Here is an 810-nt window from a genome sequence, read left to right as displayed (position 1 = left end):
TGGGACCCGTAAGGTAGAACGGTGGATCCGCTGGTTTTTGCGTTCCAGCCATCCGGGAAGGGAACGCCACACATCATCAATACAGGTGACTTTCCGCGCGCTGAAGAAGTTTTTCTTCACGAACCCAACAGAGTTTTCGATAGGTCCCTTGCTTTCAGGATCCGCTTTATTGCATATCCAGAGTCGGAGATCCTGTTCGGTACAGAAATCTTCAAAGGTCCTGGTCTTGATGACTTCGCCATAGGTTTCACTGGCGACAAACACGGCGTCCTGGTCGATGACCAGCTCTTTAGGACGTCCTCCAAGCCTGCAGAAACTATGATAGATCGCCTTACAGGCTTCTTCCGAGTTATACTTGTGATCCTGTGCATAGACGCATAAAAAGCGGCTGTAGCGCAGCAAGAGGCAGATAAAGTGGATGCTCTTTGTCTTGGACAAGGTTTGCTCACCGAAGTCGATCAGCATCTGTTCCCCGGGCGGTGTATCGAAAACATAATCATAAATACGGCGGTGCTCCGGTTCCCTGTTGATCTGTCCGGAATCCTCGAGATAGTGGATATAGTTGCGGAGCGTCTGCTGGTTGCCGGGAAGTTTTTCATAGTCTCCATTTTCGATGAATTTTTCTTCCAGGACATCGTAAACAGATGACATACAGAAACTTTTCCCACTGTTCGCCTCAAGGATCCTGACGATCGTGCTCCGGAAAGGCTCTACGTCAAAGGTTTTTGGTTTTGCGAGTTTAGCGCCGGGATCATCCGGGATCACATCCATGTCATAATACTTGCTGAGCGTGGGACGGCTGGGAGGCTT

Annotated in this window: 1 protein-coding gene; it reads right to left on the bottom strand. The window is 49.8% G+C overall.

Annotated elements, in window-relative coordinates; translation table 11 throughout:
* Positions 1-810 (bottom strand): DDE-type integrase/transposase/recombinase (locus tag BKD12_RS16190; protein ID WP_141736971.1); only part of this gene is annotated, 810 nt, incomplete at both ends.

It is taken from the genome of Merdimonas faecis, assembly GCF_001754075.1.
In the GTDB taxonomy this organism is placed as follows: domain Bacteria; phylum Bacillota; class Clostridia; order Lachnospirales; family Lachnospiraceae; genus Merdimonas; species Merdimonas faecis.
This window is presented reverse-complemented; position numbering and strand designations above follow the sequence as displayed.